Raw genomic sequence first — 17,706 nt, 5'->3', positions numbered from 1 at the left:
TTTTGAGTTTCGGTTAGCTTGAAAAATGCCCAAAGTGCTCAAAAAAGCACATTTATGGGCGCTTTATGAGCGGTTGAATATTTTATTTAAAAAAGTGTTTGACGAGGTGGGGTCTTCTCAGTAATATTCGCACCCCGTAACGGCACAGACGCAAATTGCTTCAAACGTATCGTTACACAGTCGGTGAGTGGCGCAGCTTGGTAGCGCACTTGTTTTGGGTACAAGGGGTCGTAGGTTCAAATCCTATCTCACCGACCATTTTTTGCAAGCGAAGATTCGCCGAGCGTCCGTAGCTCAGCTGGATAGAGCAACGGCCTTCTAAGCCGTGGGTCGCAGGTTCGAATCCTGCCGGACGCGCCATGCGAGTCAGGTAGGACCTGATTCGGATTGGTCGAATCTTTAAAGGTAAACATGTACTATCAATTCAACATGTTTATTTATTGCAAGCACCATCAGTGGTGGGCGTAGCTCAGTTGGTAGAGCCCCGGATTGTGATTCCGGTTGTCGTGGGTTCGAGCCCCATCGTCCACCCCACTTTTTCGCGGGAGTGGTGGAATTGGTAGACACGCTGGATTTAGGTTCCAGTGCTTCACGGCGTGAGAGTTCAAGTCTCTCCTTCCGCACCATATTTTAAGCTTTTTTTACAAAAGCTGTTGTAAGTGCTTTCTTTAGCGCTAATGTAGTAATATTGTCGGTGAGTGGCGCAGCTTGGTAGCGCACTTGTTTTGGGTACAAGGGGTCGTAGGTTCAAATCCTATCTCACCGACCATTTACTCTATCCTCTATATATTTCCTTGTAAAATTTCTTTTTAAATCTCTTTTTCTATCTATTTGCACACTTATCGTTCAAAAGCGTGTTACAAACTTGTGTTTCCCTCTCGACTCTGGTTCTCTGCGACTGTATACTACGGCGTCTTTTTTTAACTCGTATGTTTGTAACAAATACGCGATTAACACTGTATTGTGTGGTGTTTTGTTAGTGCAAACGTCGGAAACGACCTCTACCCCGGTGTGATATGCCAAATAGGCATGACGGGAGAGGGGATTGAGAACAAAGCGCTTAAATAAGCGTAAAGTTGAGGTAATATAATGCAAGTTTCAGTCGAGACGACCCAGGGTTTAGAACGCCGTCTTACTATCACCGTTCCAGCTGACGCTATTGATTCAGCTGTTAAATCTCGCCTACAGCAATTGGCGAAAACGCAACGAATCAACGGTTTCCGCCCAGGCAAGGTACCAGTAAGCGTAATCAAAAAGCGTTTCGGCCAAGCAGTGCGTCAAGAAATTGCTGGTGATGTAATGCAGCAAAACTTCTACCAGGCTATCGTTCAAGAAAAAATTCAACCAGCTGGTATGCCTAATTTCGAACTGACTAAAGATGAAGATGGTCAGGATTTGGAATTTGTTGCTTCTTTTGAAGTGTATCCAGAAGTAGAAGTTAAAGGCATCAACGATATCGAAATTGAAAAGCCAGTAGTAGAAATTACTGACGAAGATCTTGATAACATGATGGTAACGCTACAGAAGCAACACGCTTCTTGGAAAGAAGTTAAACGTAAAGCGAAGAAAGACGATAAAGTTGTTATCGATTTCGTTGGCTCTATCGACGGTGAAGAATTTGAAGGCGGAAAAGCTGAAGATTTCGAACTTGAACTAGGTCAAGATCGCATGATCCCAGGTTTCGAGAAGCCACTTGTTGGCGCGAAAGCGGGCGAAGAAGTAACAGTAGAAGTTGCTTTCCCTGAAGATTACCACGCAGAAAACCTTAAAGGTAAAGATGCGGTATTCCAAGTAACAGTGAAAAAAGTAGAAGGCCAGTCACTTCCTAAAGTTGACGAAGAGTTTGCTACCTTGTTCGGTGTTCAGGAAGGTGGTGTTGATGCGCTTAAAGCTGAAGTTCGTAAGAACATGCAACGCGAGCTAGATCAAACACTTAAAACTCAGGTTAAAGAAGACGTTATTGCTAAATTGGTTGACGCTAACGAGCTTGATATTCCTCAAGCACTTATCGACCAAGAAGTTAACGCTTTACGTGAACAAGCTAAACAGCGTTTCAGCCAACAGGGCGGTGGTCAAAACCTTCCAGAGCTGCCAGCTGAATTATTTACCGATAATGCCAAGCGTCGTGTTTCAATTGGCCTATTATTAGGTGAAGTAATTAAACAAAACGAACTTAAAGCTGACGAAGCAAAAGTAAACGAGATGATCGAAACTGCTGCTTCTGCGTATGAAGACCCTCAAGAAGTTGTAGAATATTACAACAACAACCAAGAGCTTATGCAGCAAATGCAAAACGTTGCACTAGAAGAGCAGGCGGTTGAGTGGGTACTTGAGCAAGCTAAAGTTACCGAAGTAACTAAAGCTTTTGACGAGGTTATGAACAAACAGGCGTAATTTTTTACTGTCTGATTGACTTCACCTGTCAGCAACTGCTTAAATGCTCGGAGCCTTCCGAGCATTTTTGTTTTTAACGCTAGATAATCAAGGTAGCTATGACTAATACCCCATTTGATCCAATGAATGCACTTGTTCCTATGGTAGTTGAACAGACTTCCAAAGGTGAACGTTCGTACGACATCTATTCTCGTCTATTGAAAGAAAATGTTATTTTCTTAGTAGGGCAGGTAGAAGACCACATGGCCAACCTGATTGTGGCTCAAATGCTATTTTTGGAAGCTGAAAATCCAGAAAAAGACATTTTCCTTTATATCAATTCACCTGGCGGTTCTGTAACTGCAGGTATGGCAATTTACGACACCATGAATTTCATCAAGCCAGACGTAAGCACAGTATGTGTAGGTCAAGCGGCTAGCATGGGAGCGTTTTTGCTATCTGGTGGTGCTAAAGGTAAGCGTTACTGTTTACCAAATTCTCGCGTGATGATTCACCAACCTTTGGGTGGTTTCCAAGGTCAAGCATCAGATTTTGAAATTCATGCGAAAGAAATCCTGTCTATTAAAGAGAAGTTAAACCGCTTAATGGCGCAACACACTGGACAAGATTACGAAAAAGTTGCCCACGACACCGATCGTGACAACTTCCTTAGTGCAACTGAAGCCAAAGAATACGGCTTGATCGACCAAGTTATGACAAATCGATCTGACGCGGCTGCAACTAAGTAGTATAGTTATATATAGTAGACCTGAACTAGTGCTTGGCACGATTTGGTTTTCGGTTCAGGCAAGGCAGAGGCAATAGTAATGAGTGATAAACAAAGCGGTGACGGTGATAACAAGTTACTGTACTGCTCGTTTTGTGGCAAAAGCCAACACGAAGTAAGAAAGTTAATAGCAGGCCCGTCGGTATTTATTTGCGATGAGTGTGTTGAGTTATGTAACGATATCATTCGCGAAGAAATCAAGGAAATCGCGCCTAAGCAAAAGCAGGATGCTTTACCAAAGCCAAATGAAATCCATGCACACTTAGATGACTACGTTATCGGTCAAGAGCACGCCAAAAAAGTATTGTCTGTAGCGGTGTATAACCATTACAAACGTTTGCGTAACGGTGATGTGCACGATGGTGTGGAGCTTGGTAAGAGTAATATCCTACTTATCGGTCCAACGGGTAGTGGTAAAACATTACTGGCAGAAACCCTTGCACGTTTGCTTGACGTTCCTTTCACTATGGCAGATGCAACTACGTTAACCGAAGCCGGTTATGTGGGTGAAGATGTTGAAAACATCATTCAAAAGCTTCTGCAAAAATGTGATTACGATGTAGAAAAAGCCCAACGCGGCATTGTTTATATTGATGAAATTGATAAAATTTCTCGTAAATCAGACAACCCATCTATTACTCGTGACGTTTCGGGTGAAGGTGTACAGCAAGCATTGCTTAAGCTTATTGAGGGCACGGTTGCCTCAGTTCCTCCGCAAGGTGGTCGTAAGCATCCACAGCAAGAATTTTTACAGGTAGATACCTCTAAGATTCTGTTTATTTGTGGTGGTGCGTTCGCTGGCCTAGATAAGGTTATTGAACAACGTGCACAAAAGGGCACAGGTATTGGATTTGGTGCGGCTGTTAAGTCTAAATCTGAAAACACTGCGCAAATAAGCGAGTTGTTCAAGCAAGTAGAACCACAAGACTTGGTTAAATACGGATTAATTCCTGAATTTATCGGTCGTCTACCTGTGGTAACTAGCCTTGAAGAATTGAATGAAGAAGCCTTGATTCAAATTCTTAAAGAGCCTAAGAATGCGATTACGAAGCAGTACTCAGCATTATTTGATATGGAAGATGTGGAACTTGAGTTCCGTGACGACGCATTGCACGCTATCGCTAAAAAGGCGATGGATCGTAAAACCGGTGCCCGTGGTCTTCGTTCAATTGTTGAAGCTGTTTTGCTTGATACCATGTACGAATTACCGTCTGCGGTAGATGTAAGCAAAGTAGTTATTGATGAAACCGTTATTCGCGGCGAATCAAAACCTATTTTAATCTACGACAATACAGATAAGAAAGCGGCTTCTGAGTAAGCTGTTTTACGTTTAAAAAAAGGTCCTTCGGGACCTTTTTTGTTTTCTAAAAGCGTAAAAATAATTTCTGCATTAGGTACTGCTATTCTCAAGTTCAAACTCAACATTAAGAGTTTTTCCTTTCAAATTCGTAACGTGATACTAAAATTTTACGCATTCCAATAGGGTGTGAATCAGCTTTTTTCTGCCTTTTAAAACCCAACTTGCTGGTTATTTAAGCAAACGAACTCGTTTAACCTATCCTTTCTGATAGATTCGGCAACAAACTGTTGCCATACGGTCTAAAATCGATAATGGTAAAGAAAAGCAGGGAAAGCAGCGAATTTACGTACATTAATAATGTTTTATTTGAACTTTGCGCTAGCATCCCCATATCAAACGACAATGCTAACTAATAGAGAACACGTATGACAGTTGAGCGAGAAAATCGCATTGAAATTCCTGTGCTTGCCTTAAGGGACGTGGTTGTTTATCCGCATATGGTCATACCCTTATTCGTCGGGCGAGAAAAATCGATCCGTTGTCTTGAAGCGGCAATGGAAAACGAGAAACAGATTTTCTTAGTGGCCCAGAAAGACGCCGGTGTGGACGAACCCGATGCCGATGACATTTATACCGTTGGTACAATTGCTACTATTCTTCAACTTTTGAAACTACCTGACGGCACGGTAAAAGTGTTAGTAGAAGGGAGTGTGCGTGGTGAAGTTGAAGGTTATGAGCAATCAGAGCCTTTCTTTGTTGCTAACGTAAATAAAATTGAAGACGGTGCTATCGATGAGAGCGAGCAAGAAGTGCTTATTCGCTCTGCGGTATCGCAGTTTGAAGGTTATGTTAAGCTAAACAAAAAAATACCGCCTGAGGTACTTACGTCGCTTAATGGTATTGAAGATGCTGCACGCTTAGCAGATACCATGGCTGCGCACATGCCGCTTAAACTCACCGAAAAACAGAAAGTGCTAGAAATGAAAGGGGTGAACGAACGCCTTGAGTATTTAATGGCCTTGATGGAAGGTGAAATCGATTTGCTACAGGTTGAGAAGAAAATTCGAACCCGTGTTAAAAAGCAGATGGAAAAAAGTCAGCGTGAGTACTATTTGAATGAGCAAATGAAAGCCATTCAAAAAGAGCTCGGCGAGCTTGATGATGCACCAGACGAATTTGAAGCGTTAGCGAAGAAAATCGAAGACGCTAAAATGCCGCAAGAAGCGTTAGATAAAGCAAAGTCTGAGCTCCAAAAGCTTAAGATGATGTCGCCTATGTCGGCAGAAGCTACTGTGTTGCGCAGCTATATTGAGTGGCTAACCAATGTACCGTGGAACAAACGCTCCCCAGTGAAGAAAGATTTATCTCGCGCTGAAGTGGTTTTAAATGAAGACCATTACGGCTTAGAGAAAGTCAAAGAACGCATTTTAGAATATCTTGCGGTACAACAGCGTGTTAAGAAGCTTAAAGGACCCATTTTGTGTCTTGTAGGGCCTCCTGGTGTAGGTAAAACCTCTCTAGGCCAATCTGTTGCGAAAGCGACAGGGCGCAAGTATGTACGTATGGCATTGGGCGGCGTGCGTGATGAAGCTGAAATTCGTGGGCACAGACGTACCTACATTGGCTCATTGCCCGGCAAGCTAGTGCAAAAGATGGCAAAGGTAGGGGTGAAAAACCCACTTTTCCTATTAGATGAAATTGATAAGATGTCGTCTGATATGCGTGGTGATCCAGCGTCTGCGTTACTAGAAGTGCTTGACCCAGAACAGAATAATAGTTTCAGTGACCACTATTTAGAAGTGGATTACGACTTATCTGATGTGATGTTTGTGGCTACCTCGAATAGCATGAATATTCCAGGCCCGTTACTTGATCGTATGGAAGTTATTCGTCTTTCTGGTTATACCGAAGACGAAAAACTCAATATTGCAACGCGTCACCTAATCAGCAAGCAAATGGAACGTAACGGGCTTAAGTCTAAAGAGCTTGAGATTACCGAGTCGGCCATTATTGGTATGATTCGGTATTATACCCGTGAAGCAGGTGTACGTAGTTTAGAGCGTGAAATTTCTAAGGTATGTCGTAAAGCTGTAAAAGATATCTTGCTGAATAAGAGCAAAGATAAAGTGTCAGTGACCCAAGATAACCTTAAAGATTACTTAGGTGTACAACGTTTCGATTACGGTAAAGCTGATAAAGACAATCAAATTGGCCAAGTTACTGGATTAGCATGGACACAGGTTGGTGGTGATTTACTTACTATCGAAACTACGTCTGTGCCGGGTAAAGGCAAGATGACATCAACTGGTTCGCTTGGTGATGTTATGCAGGAATCTATTAAAGCTGCAATGACGGTTGTGCGCAGTCGCGCTGAAAAGCTTCGTATTAACGAAGATTTTTATGAAAAACGCGATATTCACGTGCACGTGCCTGAAGGTGCTACACCGAAAGATGGCCCCAGTGCTGGTATCGCTATGTGTACTGCTTTAGTGTCATCATTAACGGGTAACCCTGTTAAATGTGATGTGGCCATGACGGGTGAAATCACACTGCGTGGTGAAGTGTTAGCCATTGGTGGGTTGAAAGAAAAGCTACTAGCTGCGCACCGTGGTGGAATTAAAACGGTGGTTATTCCAGCAGAAAATGAACGTGATTTGGAAGAAATTCCAGAAAATGTAAAAAAAGATTTATCAATTCACCCTGTAAAGTGGATTGATGATGTGCTTGATATTGCACTTCAAGAGCCAGTAGAGTCTTTTGAGGTTGCGACGAAAAGCTAAAATGGTTGGCTGCATGTCCTAATTTTAAAGGCTTGCAGCCTTAAATTTGCAATAATTGATTAAAAAGTGTGCATACCTTCGTCAATTCGCCTATTTTTTTCAAAATAGGGCTTTCTTGTCGCAAGAGTTGTGTTACCTTTAATTTGTATTCGCTTGAAGCCTTGCCACAAAAGGGATTGCAGCGATTCAATAAAAGTTAATTAATTGTGACAGATGCTTGATGTTCAGAATCAAGCTTGCTATAACGTTCAATCAAATCGTTTTGGACAAACAGTATAATAACAATCGAAGGGGATCATAATAGTGAACAAGTCTCAACTTATCGACCAAATTGCTGCTGGCGCAGATATTTCAAAAGCAGCTGCCGGCCGCGCTCTAGATGCATTCACTGACTCAGTAACTGCAGCACTTAAAGACGGTGACCAAGTGGCACTAGTCGGTTTCGGTACTTTCTCAGTACGTGAGCGCTCTGCTCGTAGTGGTCGTAATCCACAAACTGGTGAGACTATTCAGATTTCAGCGGCGAAAGTTCCTTCTTTCAAAGCTGGTAAAGCTCTGAAAGACGCTTGTAACTAAGCAAAACTTGCAAGAAAAAGGCGATGGCTTATGCCATCGCCTTTTTTATTTGTAACGCCGAATTTATCATTTCCCACTATTTTCTTTATCTCACCTATAGCGCGACAGTGCATTGCGTACCACGCTGCGGTTTTATTGAACAATAGAAGGATTAGTTTTTGTTAAGCCGTTTATCTTCACAGGTATTAGGTTATAATCACCGCTTATTTTTTGCCATGATGTTAGCGTAGGTATTATCCAACGCTAAAGGGCAAGTGTAGTAAGCAACGGAGTTGAACAACAATCATGCTAGAAAGAATCAGAGAAGGTTCTCAAGGCCCATGGGCAATGGCAATTATTGCCCTTATCGTATTGAGTTTCGTGTTTGCTGGTGTAGGAAGCTACCTGACGTCTTCAGGTACTACGGCAGTAGCAACAGTTAATGGCGAAGAAATTTCTGCTCAGGAATTAGAACGCGGTTATCAGAACCAACGGGCACAAATGGAATCACAATTTGGCGAAAGCATTGCCCAGTTGTTTTCAAGCGAACAGTATTTAAGTGACTTTCGTCGTAACGTACTAGATAGACTTATTGCTGAAAAACTTATTCAGCAACAAGCACAGGAAATGGGCTTGCGCGTTAGCGATGCTCAAATTCGTGAAACTATCGTACAAATGCCAGAGTTTCAGTTCGGTGGCCAATTCGACAACGAACGTTTCCAAACTATTTTGCGTCAAAACGGTTTTCAGGTTGCTGACTTCCGTGACTACTTACGAATTCAAATGACGCAAAATCAATTGGCTGCAGCGTTAACAAATTCTGAGTTTGCGTTACCTGGTGAAGCTGAACGTGCAAATGCATTGCAACTTCAAACTCGTGACGCTAAATACGTGATGATTGATTCTGCTTCATTCGCCGAGTCGGTGGAAGTCACAGAAGATGATGTTGCTGAATATTACAACGCCAACATCACTGCATTTGATACAGAAGAGCAAATTAAACTTGCTTATGTATCACTCACGGTAGAAGACGTTAAAAGCCGCGTAAGCGTAGATGACGACGCCGTTCGCACTTACTATGACAATAACTTAAGCGGTTATGGCAAAGAAGAAGAGCGTCGTGTGTCACATATTCTTATTGAAGCTGGCGATGACGCTGAAGCAGCGAAAGCGAAAACTCAAGCGCTTTTAAACCAATTGAACGATGGTGCTGATTTTGCAGAGTTAGCTGAAAGTAGTTCAGATGACACCTTTTCTGCTGAAAATGGCGGTGATCTCGATTTCATTACGCCTGGAATGATGGACGATGCGTTTGACGAAGCGGTATTTAGTTTAGCCAATGTGGGTGACTATACCGACGTTGTTGAAACCGAGTTCGGTTTTCACATCATTAAATTAACTGAACTTAAAGAAGCGCAAGTTCAAGCATTTGAAGATGTAAAAGCAGAAATCCGCGAGACATTGCTAACTGACAAAGCATTAGAAGAATTCTTTGAGTTGCAAAATACCATGGCTGAAATTGCATTTGAAGTGCCAGATACCCTAGAAGATGTGGCTAACGCAGTTGATTTACCTGTGCAAGAAACTGACTTGTTTAGTCGTAACACTGTGCCAGTAGATATGAGCTCACCTGCACTGGCTGAAGTCGCGTTTTCTTCTGAACTTATTGATGAAGGCGTTAACAGTGACATTATCGAGTTAGATGATGAAACGGTAGTTGTAGTGCGTGTTGTAGAACATTTGCCACAGCGTACTCAAGCGTTAGACGAAGTTCGTGACGGTATTGTAGCAACAGTGAAAGCACAGAAGGCGCAAGAAGCGGCTGAAAGCTGGGCTACAGGTATTGTTGATTCGCTGAAACAAGGCGAAAGTGTAGCTTCTACATTAGCGGAAAAATCACTAAGTTGGGAAACTGCTGAAGCTGTTGCGAGAAGTGGTAGTACACTAAACCGCAGTATCGTAGATAAACTGTTTACCTTATCTAGTGAAGCAGAAAAGCGCGTAGATGTGATTGCAACTGTGAACGGTGACGTTGCCATTGTTGAACTTGTTAAAGTGAACAGTGCGCCTACGTTAAGTGCTGAGATGTCAGAAAGTCTGAAACCTCGTTTAGCGCAGATGCAAGGTCAACGTGTTTACCAACAGTTCATTGAAGCATTACGTGCTGATGCCGATGTGACAGTGTCTGAAAGCCTTTAGTATTGTTGAACTTACTGTTTAGAGGCTGGCGAGAATTTAAGTAGGCTGAAACGTAATACTATTATGTTTTAGTCCTAGCGCTGGTTTGTTCTAGCCTTGACCTTAAAGTAAGCGAAAAATACACTAAAAAAGCCAGTGTTGAACAAGCGATGTTGTTATCGCTTCGCCAACACTGGCTTTTTTTGTGGGCGTTTGTCTTTAATAAGTAAAAGTACTAATGGGTGAGAAAAAGCATGAGAGCGTAAAAAGCCGCAATAACACTCGACAATACCAGTATGTAAGTAAAACCTTGTTTACCCTGCGCTAGGGAATAGCTATTCACCCTTAAGTAGCCAAACCACAATAACGACAAGATAAGTGGTATCAGTACAATAATCTTTAGCAAAACTCGACCTCGCGTTGTATCGGTAAAGGGTTATTACATTATGTATAGTGCGGTAGCTTTCAGTAGTAATCTAATTCCACTGCATGAGCCCGCTGCATGATTATAAGTTTAACGATAAATTCAAACTATATCCCTAACTATATATGAGTAAAGTGTATAAGGGGAATTCAGTTAAGCCTGTGGGTTATTTTCATTTTCGGGGCATTGATACCTGTAATAGTAATTAATGCGGCTGGTAACTAATAAGCTAGTAACGAAGGGGCTAGTAATTCACGGGCTAGTAACTAAGCAGTTCGATTGGCCTTTCTGTATTAACCTCGTTTTGTTTATCCTTTTCTTTGTCATTTCCTTGTCTTAATTTTGTTATCCCCGTGTCATCTTTACTTTGTGTAATAACGTGTAAGCAAACTAATAAACTCTATTTACCCTTATGAACACTACAGCGGTTTCCTTACTTCAACACGCTAGAAGCATTCATTTTGCTGAGGTGCTTATGGCACGAGAATCCATCACCCCAGTTGATGCAGGGTGTCAAAGCTATCTTATGCACCGTTTGGAAAAGCTAGGTTTTGTATGTGAAAAGTATAAAGTAAAAGGAGTGACTAATTTAATTGCTAAATGGGGCAATGGACCTACTCACTTTGCTTTTTCTGGCCACACCGATGTGGTGCCACCAGGACCGCTGGAAAAATGGAAATCTCACCCTTTTTGTCCAGTGATAAGCCAAAATAAACTTTATGGTCGTGGTGCTGCCGACATGAAAACGGGTGTTGCTGCTATGCTAGCAGCCACAGAAAGAGCGCTCCCATCAATGGATTCGAACCAATATACTTATTGGTGGTTGATTACCAGTGATGAAGAAGGCGTGGCTGAATATGGCTCTAGATGGATAAAGGCCTATTTAGATGCTAAAAAAATTACCCTTGATATGTGCTTAGTAGGCGAGCCTACTGCTACGCACACTACTGGCGATACCATAAAAGTAGGGCGTAGAGGCTCCTTATCAGGCACTATTCTCGTATCGGGTAAGCAGGGTCACGTAGCCTACCCACATACGTGTGATAACGCTATTCACAAAGCAAGCAGAATTATACAGGCGCTATCCTCTTATGAATTTGAACAAGGTAGTCCAGACTTTCCCGGAACGTCCCTGCAAGTCACTCACGTTGATACGGGCGCTTTTACTGATAATTTAGTGCCGGGGAGTACGCGTATTGAATTTAATGTGCGTTACGCTTGGCAATTTAACCGCGACAGCCTAGTTAAGTTGCTAGCAGGTATTATCGGTGACATAGATGGTGATGCGTCGATAAGCTGGTCTAGACCTTGTGAATCCTATATGAGTAAAACCAATACAGAAAAGCGCTGCTTAATTACTATTGCAGAAAAAGCCATTGTGCAAGCCTCAGGCAGATATCCCCTAGTCAGCACCTCTGGAGGAACATCAGATGGACGGTTTTTCGCATCAGACACAACGCAAGTAGTGGAAGTCGGTGTGCCAAATGCTACCATCCATCAAGTTAATGAACACGTGCATTTATCGGATATAGTAACCTTAGAAGATATCTTCACCGATATTCTGCTAAGCCTATAAATTTACGCCGACTTCTTTAGTTCAGGTTTTAATTGAGTTGCCCCTAAATACCGTTCCTTTTTCTTGGGCGTCAGTGCTTCTAAATCAACCACGACTAAGCCATCTATACAGTCGTTAAAATCAGGATCTACATTGAAATCGAGAAAGGCCACTCCACCAGTCTTCGATAGTTCACTGTATTGCTTGTATAAAGTTGGGACATTAACCCCCATATTAGCGAGTAAATGCTTTAACTGAGTAAACTCAGATTTATAGTCTTTACCGGTAAAAGTATACAAGGCGTCTTGTGACATTTGATAAGGGCGTTTCGATTTAGCTTGGCCAAATTTGGCCGGGAAGTAAATGGAGTAAAACTGTACTATCAAATCTTTAGCTGGCTGAGGATAAGCGTTGCTTAATGATACTGCCCCAAACATATATCGGTACTTCGGGTAACGATTTAAAAAAGCACCAATGCCCACCCATAGATAATCTAGGCTGCGTTTACCCCAATAACAGGGTTGCACAAAACTTCTACCCAGCTCCAATCCAGCACCAAACATGACGGCGTTACTGTCATCGGTACCATAATCGAACAAGGTGGCTGAATATAAACCTGTGGGGTGATCTTGTTTGCTCAATAACTCAGCATCACCAAATCGATAAGCCCCTACTATTTCTAAATTACTCTCATCCCATAAAATTAAATGGTAATAATGGGTGTCGTATTGGTCTATATCACGGCGTTTGTTCGTGCCTTCGCCCACTGCACGAAAAGCAATTTCTCTCAAGCGGCCAATTTCACGCATAATCGGTGAGCAATTTTTATGTTGGTATAAATATATCGACTGACCATCACTGGTGTGGCCTAAGTGTTCGCATTGCTTCATCGCACGGGAAAGCTCTTTTCTGTCTTCCGGCATGGCCACAGGGGCTTGGGTGTCGAAAATGCCTTTTTTATTACTGCCAATCCGATATAAGTGGCGCTTAAATAGTTTCACCTGATCTTTAAGCGCTATGCTAGTTTGTTGGTAAGACTCAAAGGGAATAAGCTCGCCTATTCGCATAGGAAGGTGTTTCTTGCGTTGCTTAAACATCTCTTTTACCAGCAGCGCAGTGGCTAAAGGTTTGTACACCATAGACACTCCGTAAAATAGCGGGCTATTTTTGGCATCGATATAAACCGGGAGAATGGGAGATTTGGCTTGTCGGGCTATGCGTAAAAAGCCTGAATGCCACAGCGTATCTCGCACTCCTTGAGGTCGTAGTCGTGACACTTCTCCCGCGGGAAATATTAAAATGGCGCCGTCTGAACGCAAGTGTTCTTGTATAGCACTTAAATGCTGCTTCGGCGTACCGCCTTGCATGTTGTTTACTGGCAGTAACATGTCGTGCAAAGGCTCAATAGCCATGAGCATTTGGTTCGCGACTACTTTTAAGTCGTGACGAACTTCACTCACCAGCTTGATTAATGCAAGGGCATCTAGTGAGCCGATAGGGTGATTGGCAATAATCACCACGCGTCCTTGTGATGGAATACGCTCTTTCTCTACATCGCGGGTAGAGTAACTAATATTAAAGTATTCAAGCACCTGCTCTACAAAGTCGATATCTTCGTAGTGGGGGTAAGTTTCGCCGAACTCTATTATTTCTCGTTCATGCAAAAGGTGGCGCAGCACGAACGATAAAGACCTAAACAACAAGGGGTTGTTAGCCACTTGGGGATAGTGTTTATTTAGTACTTCATCAACTGTAAACATAGTCTTTCTCGGTTTTTGCGAACAATAGCAGGGGAATATGACGTTTTTCACACAGTTTGATGTCAGTTATCTGACAATGCAGAGGCCCGCGTTTCGTGCATTATGAAACGCGGGTTTAAGTGGTATGCTTATGCTGCTCTTGATGGTGAATTTTTCACTTTTAATGGGGTAACGTTATCTGCTTTGATCATGGTCTCAAGGGAATAAATCAGGGATAGGTTTCCATTTTCGTCTTCACCCAATGCAGTACAGTTTTCCATCCAATCGCCGTCGTTAATATAGTGGATGCCATTTTCCATTGTGCTTTCAGGGTGATGAATATGACCGCAAATTACACCATCAAGCCCCATTTCTGCAGCCCGTGAACAACAAGCCTCGCGGTAGCGAGCAATCGCTTCGTTTGCTCCTTTGATGTGTTTTTTAATGTAACCGGCAAGTGACCAATACTCACGTTTACGCCAACTACGAAAACGATTGAACTCGCGATTTAAAAACAGCAATAGGTCGTAACCTTTATCACCAATCCACGCATGAAATTTACCCATGGTGACATCGCCATCAAACTGATCGCCATGTAACACAAGGTAACGTTTGCCTTGGGCGGTGGTATGCACAAGTTGACGCTCAATTTCGATATCACCAAACGCCATACCGGAATAAGACTGAATTGGCTCGTCGTGATTACCTGGGAGATAAACGACGCGAGTGCCATCTTGGCTCATGGCCATCAGCTTATGCATAACTTGATTGTGCGCTTGCGGCCAACGAAACTGTTTTGTCATTTGCCACATATCGACAATGTCGCCAACCAAATAAAGCGTGTCGACAGTGACGCCGTTTAAAAACGAAAGTAGGTATTCAGCTTTGCAATCGCGATTGCCAAGATGAATGTCAGAAAGCCAAAGTGTGCGGTAATGTGTTTTTTTCATAGCAAGGTCCCAAAGCGATTGCCTTGGAACGCCACTATATGGAGGTTAATTGACAAAATAGTGACGCTTGTTTGACGATAGTGTTACAGCTAGCTTTTCTACATACTCTGGTTCTTATAGAAGCTCATCGGCTAACGCCAGTAACTTCTCTCGCATCCACTTATTCACTAAATCCTCATCAGCTTGCTGATGCCAATACATGTGAATGGGCATAAGTGGTACGTCAAAGGGCAGTGTGGTAACGGCAACTGGCAGGCTGCTAGTAATCTGCTGTGCATAACGACTTGGTACGGTAAGTAATAAATCTGATTTACTGACTACACTTGCGGCAGCGAAGTAATGTTCGCACTGCAGGGCAAATTGTCGCGTGGCGTTTTGTTTCGCAAGCGCTAAGTCTACCGTATCTAATCGAGAGTCTTTCAAGGTAACCAGAACGTGTGATGCTGATACATAATTCGCTAGCGTTTTGTCTTTTAAAATGGAGTGTTCTCGCGCACAGATAAGTACGAAATGCTCGTCGCATACCAGTGTTGAACGAATATCAGGGCCTGTAGGCACCAATGCATCGATAACAATATCCAGTTCTTTATTAGCAAGAGCGTTTTCAAGTTCAGGGCGGGTAACCCGTCTACTAGTTACGGTAATATTTGCTGCATTTTGCAAAAGCTCGGGAATAAGCGTGGGTAGAAAGGTTGACTCAAGAATGTCTCTTAACCCTAACTTAATTTCTCTTTTATAGCGGCTGATATCAAAATCAATGGGATCTGACAGCGTAGACTCTAAATGCGAGAGGGCTTCTTTCACCTGTTGAATGATAGATTGGCACAAAGGGGTTGGTACCATCCGCCGGCTATGGCGCACGAATAGTTCATCATCAAACTTTTCTCGTAAACGTGACATTGCATGACTCACGGCCGGTTGCGTTAGATGCAATGCTTTGGCGGCCGCAGTAATACTCTCTTCTTCATACACGGCTTTAAGTACAAAAAACAAATTAAGATCTATTTTTCCATGCATCATATTTATGAAATTCCATAAAGAAGTATCATTTTCATTTATTTTTATCGAGGTTACACTGGATTTAATGTTAATTAAAGTGTGACTTTGTAGCTAAACTGTTACATGTGGGGCGGGGAAATCGCTGCCAAAATGAAGTTTCAGCCATTACACAGAAAGTTTAGTGGCAGTTTGTAAACTGGCTTATTTACTATTATTACAATAAAAAGGGTGTATATGCAGGCCTCGATTTTTACCGAAATACTTCTTCCACTGGCTTTGGCTTTCGTGATGTTTGGTATGGGGCTTACGTTAACGGTAGCCGATTTCACCCGTCTACTTAAAGCGCCTAAAGCCATCGTAGTGGGGCTGGTGGGGCAAACCGTATTGCTGCCTTTATTGGCGTTTGGCTTGTGCATGGCATTTTCTCTTCATCCAGCAATGGCCATAGGTATTATGATTTTATCAGCGTGTCCAGGTGGCACGATGAGCAACTTAATAAGTCATATTGGGCGAGCGAACCTTGCGTTATCTGTAAGTTTAACAGCACTATCTACCTTTATTTGCGTATTCTCAACGCCTTTTATAATCCACTATTCCATGGACTATTTCGCTGGTGAGAACGCACCTTCATTTTCCATTGTTACTACCGTCGTCGGCTTGGTATGTGTGTCTATCGTGCCTGTCATCATTGGTATGGCGATACGGCACTTCAAACCTGCATTCTCTATTAAGGTAGAGGGCTTTTTTAGAACGTTTTCATTATGGTTCATGATTGCCATGATCATTGGCATATTAATTAGTGAGCGGGCGAACTTGATGGCGTCACTAGAAGAGGCCTTGCTAGTATGCTTAGCCCTGAATATTTCAGCTGTGATACTGGGGCTTATTTTGGCTTTTGCCTTTAAATTGTCGAACATTGACGGTATTACACTGGCTATTGAAGTGGGTGTGCAAAACGCAGCGCTGGCCATGTTAATTTGTATTACCTTCTTAAATTCTCCTGAATTTGCCGTAGCGGCTGGAGTTTATGGGTTAACCATGTATGCAGGCCCTGGGCTTTTAGCTGTATGGTCGAAGCGCCTGAAAAATGCCACTAAAAGCGCTGATGGTGATGAAGGTAAGGACAAACCACTTGCTACTCAAAAAGCCTAAGCTGAGCGCTAACAATAAGAGCAAAACATACGAGTACAAAAACATGGGTACAAAGACAAGTCATATAAAAACAAACGATAAAGAAAAACGCATCCTTATTACCGGTGGCGCCACGGGACTAGGGCAAGCCATAGCACTTGCATTAATTAACGAGCACAGTAAACGCGGCGAAAAACTGAAAATATGTATCGCTGATATCCATGAGGAGCGAGGGCTAGAAACGCTTGCCTTACTAACAGAAAAAGGTACAGAGGCTTTCTATCAGCCATGTGACATTACCCAAGACGATGAAGTCGCTAATTTGGTTAGCGCTATAGAAGCACAATGGGGCGGTGTTGATCTTGTGTTCAACAACGCTGGCGTAGCGTCTGGCGGTAGTTTAAGTGATGAAAGTATTGACCAGTGGAAATGGATTTTCGATATTAACCTGCTAGGTATGGTGCGTGTCAGCAAGGCTATATTGCCTTTGTTTAAAGCGCAGGGCGGGGGCTATTTTGTAAATATAGCGTCGCAAGCGGGGCTAACGCCTATTCCTTACATGAACAGTTACAACGCAGTGAAGGCGGCTGTGGTATCACTGTCTGAAACCATGAAGCTAGAGCTTGCTCCCGATAATATCGATGTGAGCGTGGTGTGCCCTAGTTTTTTCAAAACCAACCTTGATGAGTCGATGCGAAGCGACAACCCCGCCATGCATAAAATGATGGCGCGGTTCTTTAAAAAAGCAGATATGACTAAAGAAGAGGTGGCGCAAAGTATCTGTGATCAGGTTACCCAAAAGCGGTTTTTAATCCTTACCCACAAATTAGGTAAACGGGCATTTTTGATGAAAAAACTATTACCCACCCAGACCTATATTAATAACATGCTAAAACAAACTAAAGCGATGAAACGTGCAATGGAAAGACGGTAAC

At 42.7% G+C, this 17,706-nt stretch carries 12 protein-coding genes and 5 tRNA genes; 14 read left to right on the top strand and 3 right to left on the bottom strand.

Annotation, left to right across the window (positions count from 1 at the left end; genetic code table 11):
- Nucleotides 1-181: 181 nt before the first annotated feature.
- From AV939_RS13415 to dapE, 12 genes are all read left to right on the top strand, one after another.
- Nucleotides 182-258 (top strand) — tRNA-Pro (locus AV939_RS13415).
- Nucleotides 259-283: 25 nt separating this feature from the next.
- Nucleotides 284-360: transfer RNA gene (locus tag AV939_RS13410), tRNA-Arg, on the top strand.
- Between the two features lie 98 nt (nt 361-458).
- Nucleotides 459-534, top strand: a tRNA-His gene (locus AV939_RS13405).
- A gap of 7 nt (nt 535-541) precedes the next feature.
- Nucleotides 542-626, top strand: a tRNA-Leu gene (locus AV939_RS13400).
- A gap of 66 nt (nt 627-692) precedes the next feature.
- Nucleotides 693-769 (top strand) — tRNA-Pro (locus tag AV939_RS13395).
- 320 nt (nt 770-1,089) lie between these two features.
- Entirely contained in the window at nt 1,090-2,394 is a 1,305-nt protein-coding gene (gene tig / locus AV939_RS13390) for a trigger factor (RefSeq protein ID WP_013783303.1), read from the top strand.
- Nucleotides 2,395-2,492: 98 nt separating this feature from the next.
- Nucleotides 2,493-3,122 (top strand): ATP-dependent Clp endopeptidase proteolytic subunit ClpP, encoded by a 630-nt coding sequence (gene clpP / locus AV939_RS13385; RefSeq protein ID WP_013783304.1) that lies wholly within the window; start codon nt 2,493-2,495, stop codon nt 3,120-3,122.
- Nucleotides 3,123-3,200: 78 nt separating this feature from the next.
- On the top strand, nt 3,201-4,478 hold the full coding sequence (gene clpX / locus AV939_RS13380; protein WP_057790625.1) for an ATP-dependent protease ATP-binding subunit ClpX: 1,278 nt from the start codon (nt 3,201-3,203) through the stop codon (nt 4,476-4,478).
- 407 nt (nt 4,479-4,885) lie between these two features.
- A complete protein-coding gene (lon, locus tag AV939_RS13375; protein ID WP_057790627.1) occupies nt 4,886-7,240 on the top strand; it encodes an endopeptidase La in 2,355 nt (784 codons plus the stop codon).
- Between the two features lie 303 nt (nt 7,241-7,543).
- Nucleotides 7,544-7,816 (top strand): nucleoid-associated protein HU-beta, encoded by a 273-nt coding sequence (gene hupB, locus AV939_RS13370; protein ID WP_012518978.1) that lies wholly within the window; start codon nt 7,544-7,546, stop codon nt 7,814-7,816.
- A gap of 285 nt (nt 7,817-8,101) precedes the next feature.
- Nucleotides 8,102-9,994: a SurA N-terminal domain-containing protein gene (locus AV939_RS13365; protein ID WP_057790628.1), complete on the top strand. Its 1,893-nt coding sequence runs from the start codon at nt 8,102-8,104 to the stop codon at nt 9,992-9,994.
- Between the two features lie 815 nt (nt 9,995-10,809).
- On the top strand, nt 10,810-11,973 hold the full coding sequence (dapE, locus tag AV939_RS13360) for a succinyl-diaminopimelate desuccinylase (protein WP_057790630.1): 1,164 nt from the start codon (nt 10,810-10,812) through the stop codon (nt 11,971-11,973).
- 2 nt (nt 11,974-11,975) lie between these two features.
- Here dapE and AV939_RS13355 read toward each other — a convergent pair whose 3' ends face one another.
- The 3 genes from AV939_RS13355 to AV939_RS13345 form a co-directional block, all read right to left on the bottom strand.
- The gene (locus AV939_RS13355; RefSeq protein ID WP_061997806.1) at nt 11,976-13,712 is read right to left on the bottom strand and encodes a GNAT family N-acyltransferase; all 1,737 of its coding nucleotides are present in this window, start codon (nt 13,710-13,712) and stop codon (nt 11,976-11,978) included.
- 128 nt (nt 13,713-13,840) lie between these two features.
- On the bottom strand, nt 13,841-14,641 hold the full coding sequence (locus AV939_RS13350) for a UDP-2,3-diacylglucosamine diphosphatase (protein WP_057790634.1): 801 nt from the start codon (nt 14,639-14,641) through the stop codon (nt 13,841-13,843).
- 114 nt (nt 14,642-14,755) lie between these two features.
- On the bottom strand, nt 14,756-15,661 hold the full coding sequence (locus AV939_RS13345; RefSeq protein WP_197427680.1) for a LysR family transcriptional regulator: 906 nt from the start codon (nt 15,659-15,661) through the stop codon (nt 14,756-14,758).
- Between the two features lie 213 nt (nt 15,662-15,874).
- Here AV939_RS13345 and AV939_RS13340 point away from each other — a divergent pair, with 213 nt between their 5' ends.
- Nucleotides 15,875-16,792, top strand: coding sequence for a bile acid:sodium symporter family protein (locus tag AV939_RS13340; protein ID WP_057790635.1), 918 nt, complete (start codon nt 15,875-15,877; stop codon nt 16,790-16,792).
- A gap of 43 nt (nt 16,793-16,835) precedes the next feature.
- Nucleotides 16,836-17,705, top strand: coding sequence for an SDR family oxidoreductase (locus AV939_RS13335; protein WP_057796022.1), 870 nt, complete (start codon nt 16,836-16,838; stop codon nt 17,703-17,705).
- The last annotated feature ends 1 nt before the right edge of the window (nt 17,706 follow it).

This window comes from Alteromonas sp. Mac1 (assembly GCF_001562125.1).
Lineage (GTDB): Bacteria > Pseudomonadota > Gammaproteobacteria > Enterobacterales > Alteromonadaceae > Alteromonas > Alteromonas stellipolaris.
Note: the sequence above shows the minus strand (reverse complement) of the source record. Positions and strands in the feature narration are given on the sequence as shown.

What these genes read in the sequence shown, in the direction of transcription:
- tig (WP_013783303.1), top strand. Translation starts at nt 1,090, where the DNA reads ATGCAAGTTTCAGTCGAGACGACCCAGGGTTTAGAACGCCGTCTTACT.
- clpP (WP_013783304.1), top strand. Translation starts at nt 2,493, where the DNA reads ATGACTAATACCCCATTTGATCCAATGAATGCACTTGTTCCTATGGTA.
- clpX (WP_057790625.1), top strand. Translation starts at nt 3,201, where the DNA reads ATGAGTGATAAACAAAGCGGTGACGGTGATAACAAGTTACTGTACTGC.
- lon (WP_057790627.1), top strand. Translation starts at nt 4,886, where the DNA reads ATGACAGTTGAGCGAGAAAATCGCATTGAAATTCCTGTGCTTGCCTTA.
- AV939_RS13365 (WP_057790628.1), top strand. Translation starts at nt 8,102, where the DNA reads ATGCTAGAAAGAATCAGAGAAGGTTCTCAAGGCCCATGGGCAATGGCA.
- dapE (WP_057790630.1), top strand. Translation starts at nt 10,810, where the DNA reads ATGAACACTACAGCGGTTTCCTTACTTCAACACGCTAGAAGCATTCAT.
- AV939_RS13355 (WP_061997806.1), bottom strand. Translation starts at nt 13,712, where the DNA reads ATGTTTACAGTTGATGAAGTACTAAATAAACACTATCCCCAAGTGGCT.
- AV939_RS13350 (WP_057790634.1), bottom strand. Translation starts at nt 14,641, where the DNA reads ATGAAAAAAACACATTACCGCACACTTTGGCTTTCTGACATTCATCTT.
- AV939_RS13345 (WP_197427680.1), bottom strand. Translation starts at nt 15,661, where the DNA reads ATGATGCATGGAAAAATAGATCTTAATTTGTTTTTTGTACTTAAAGCC.
- AV939_RS13340 (WP_057790635.1), top strand. Translation starts at nt 15,875, where the DNA reads ATGCAGGCCTCGATTTTTACCGAAATACTTCTTCCACTGGCTTTGGCT.
- AV939_RS13335 (WP_057796022.1), top strand. Translation starts at nt 16,836, where the DNA reads ATGGGTACAAAGACAAGTCATATAAAAACAAACGATAAAGAAAAACGC.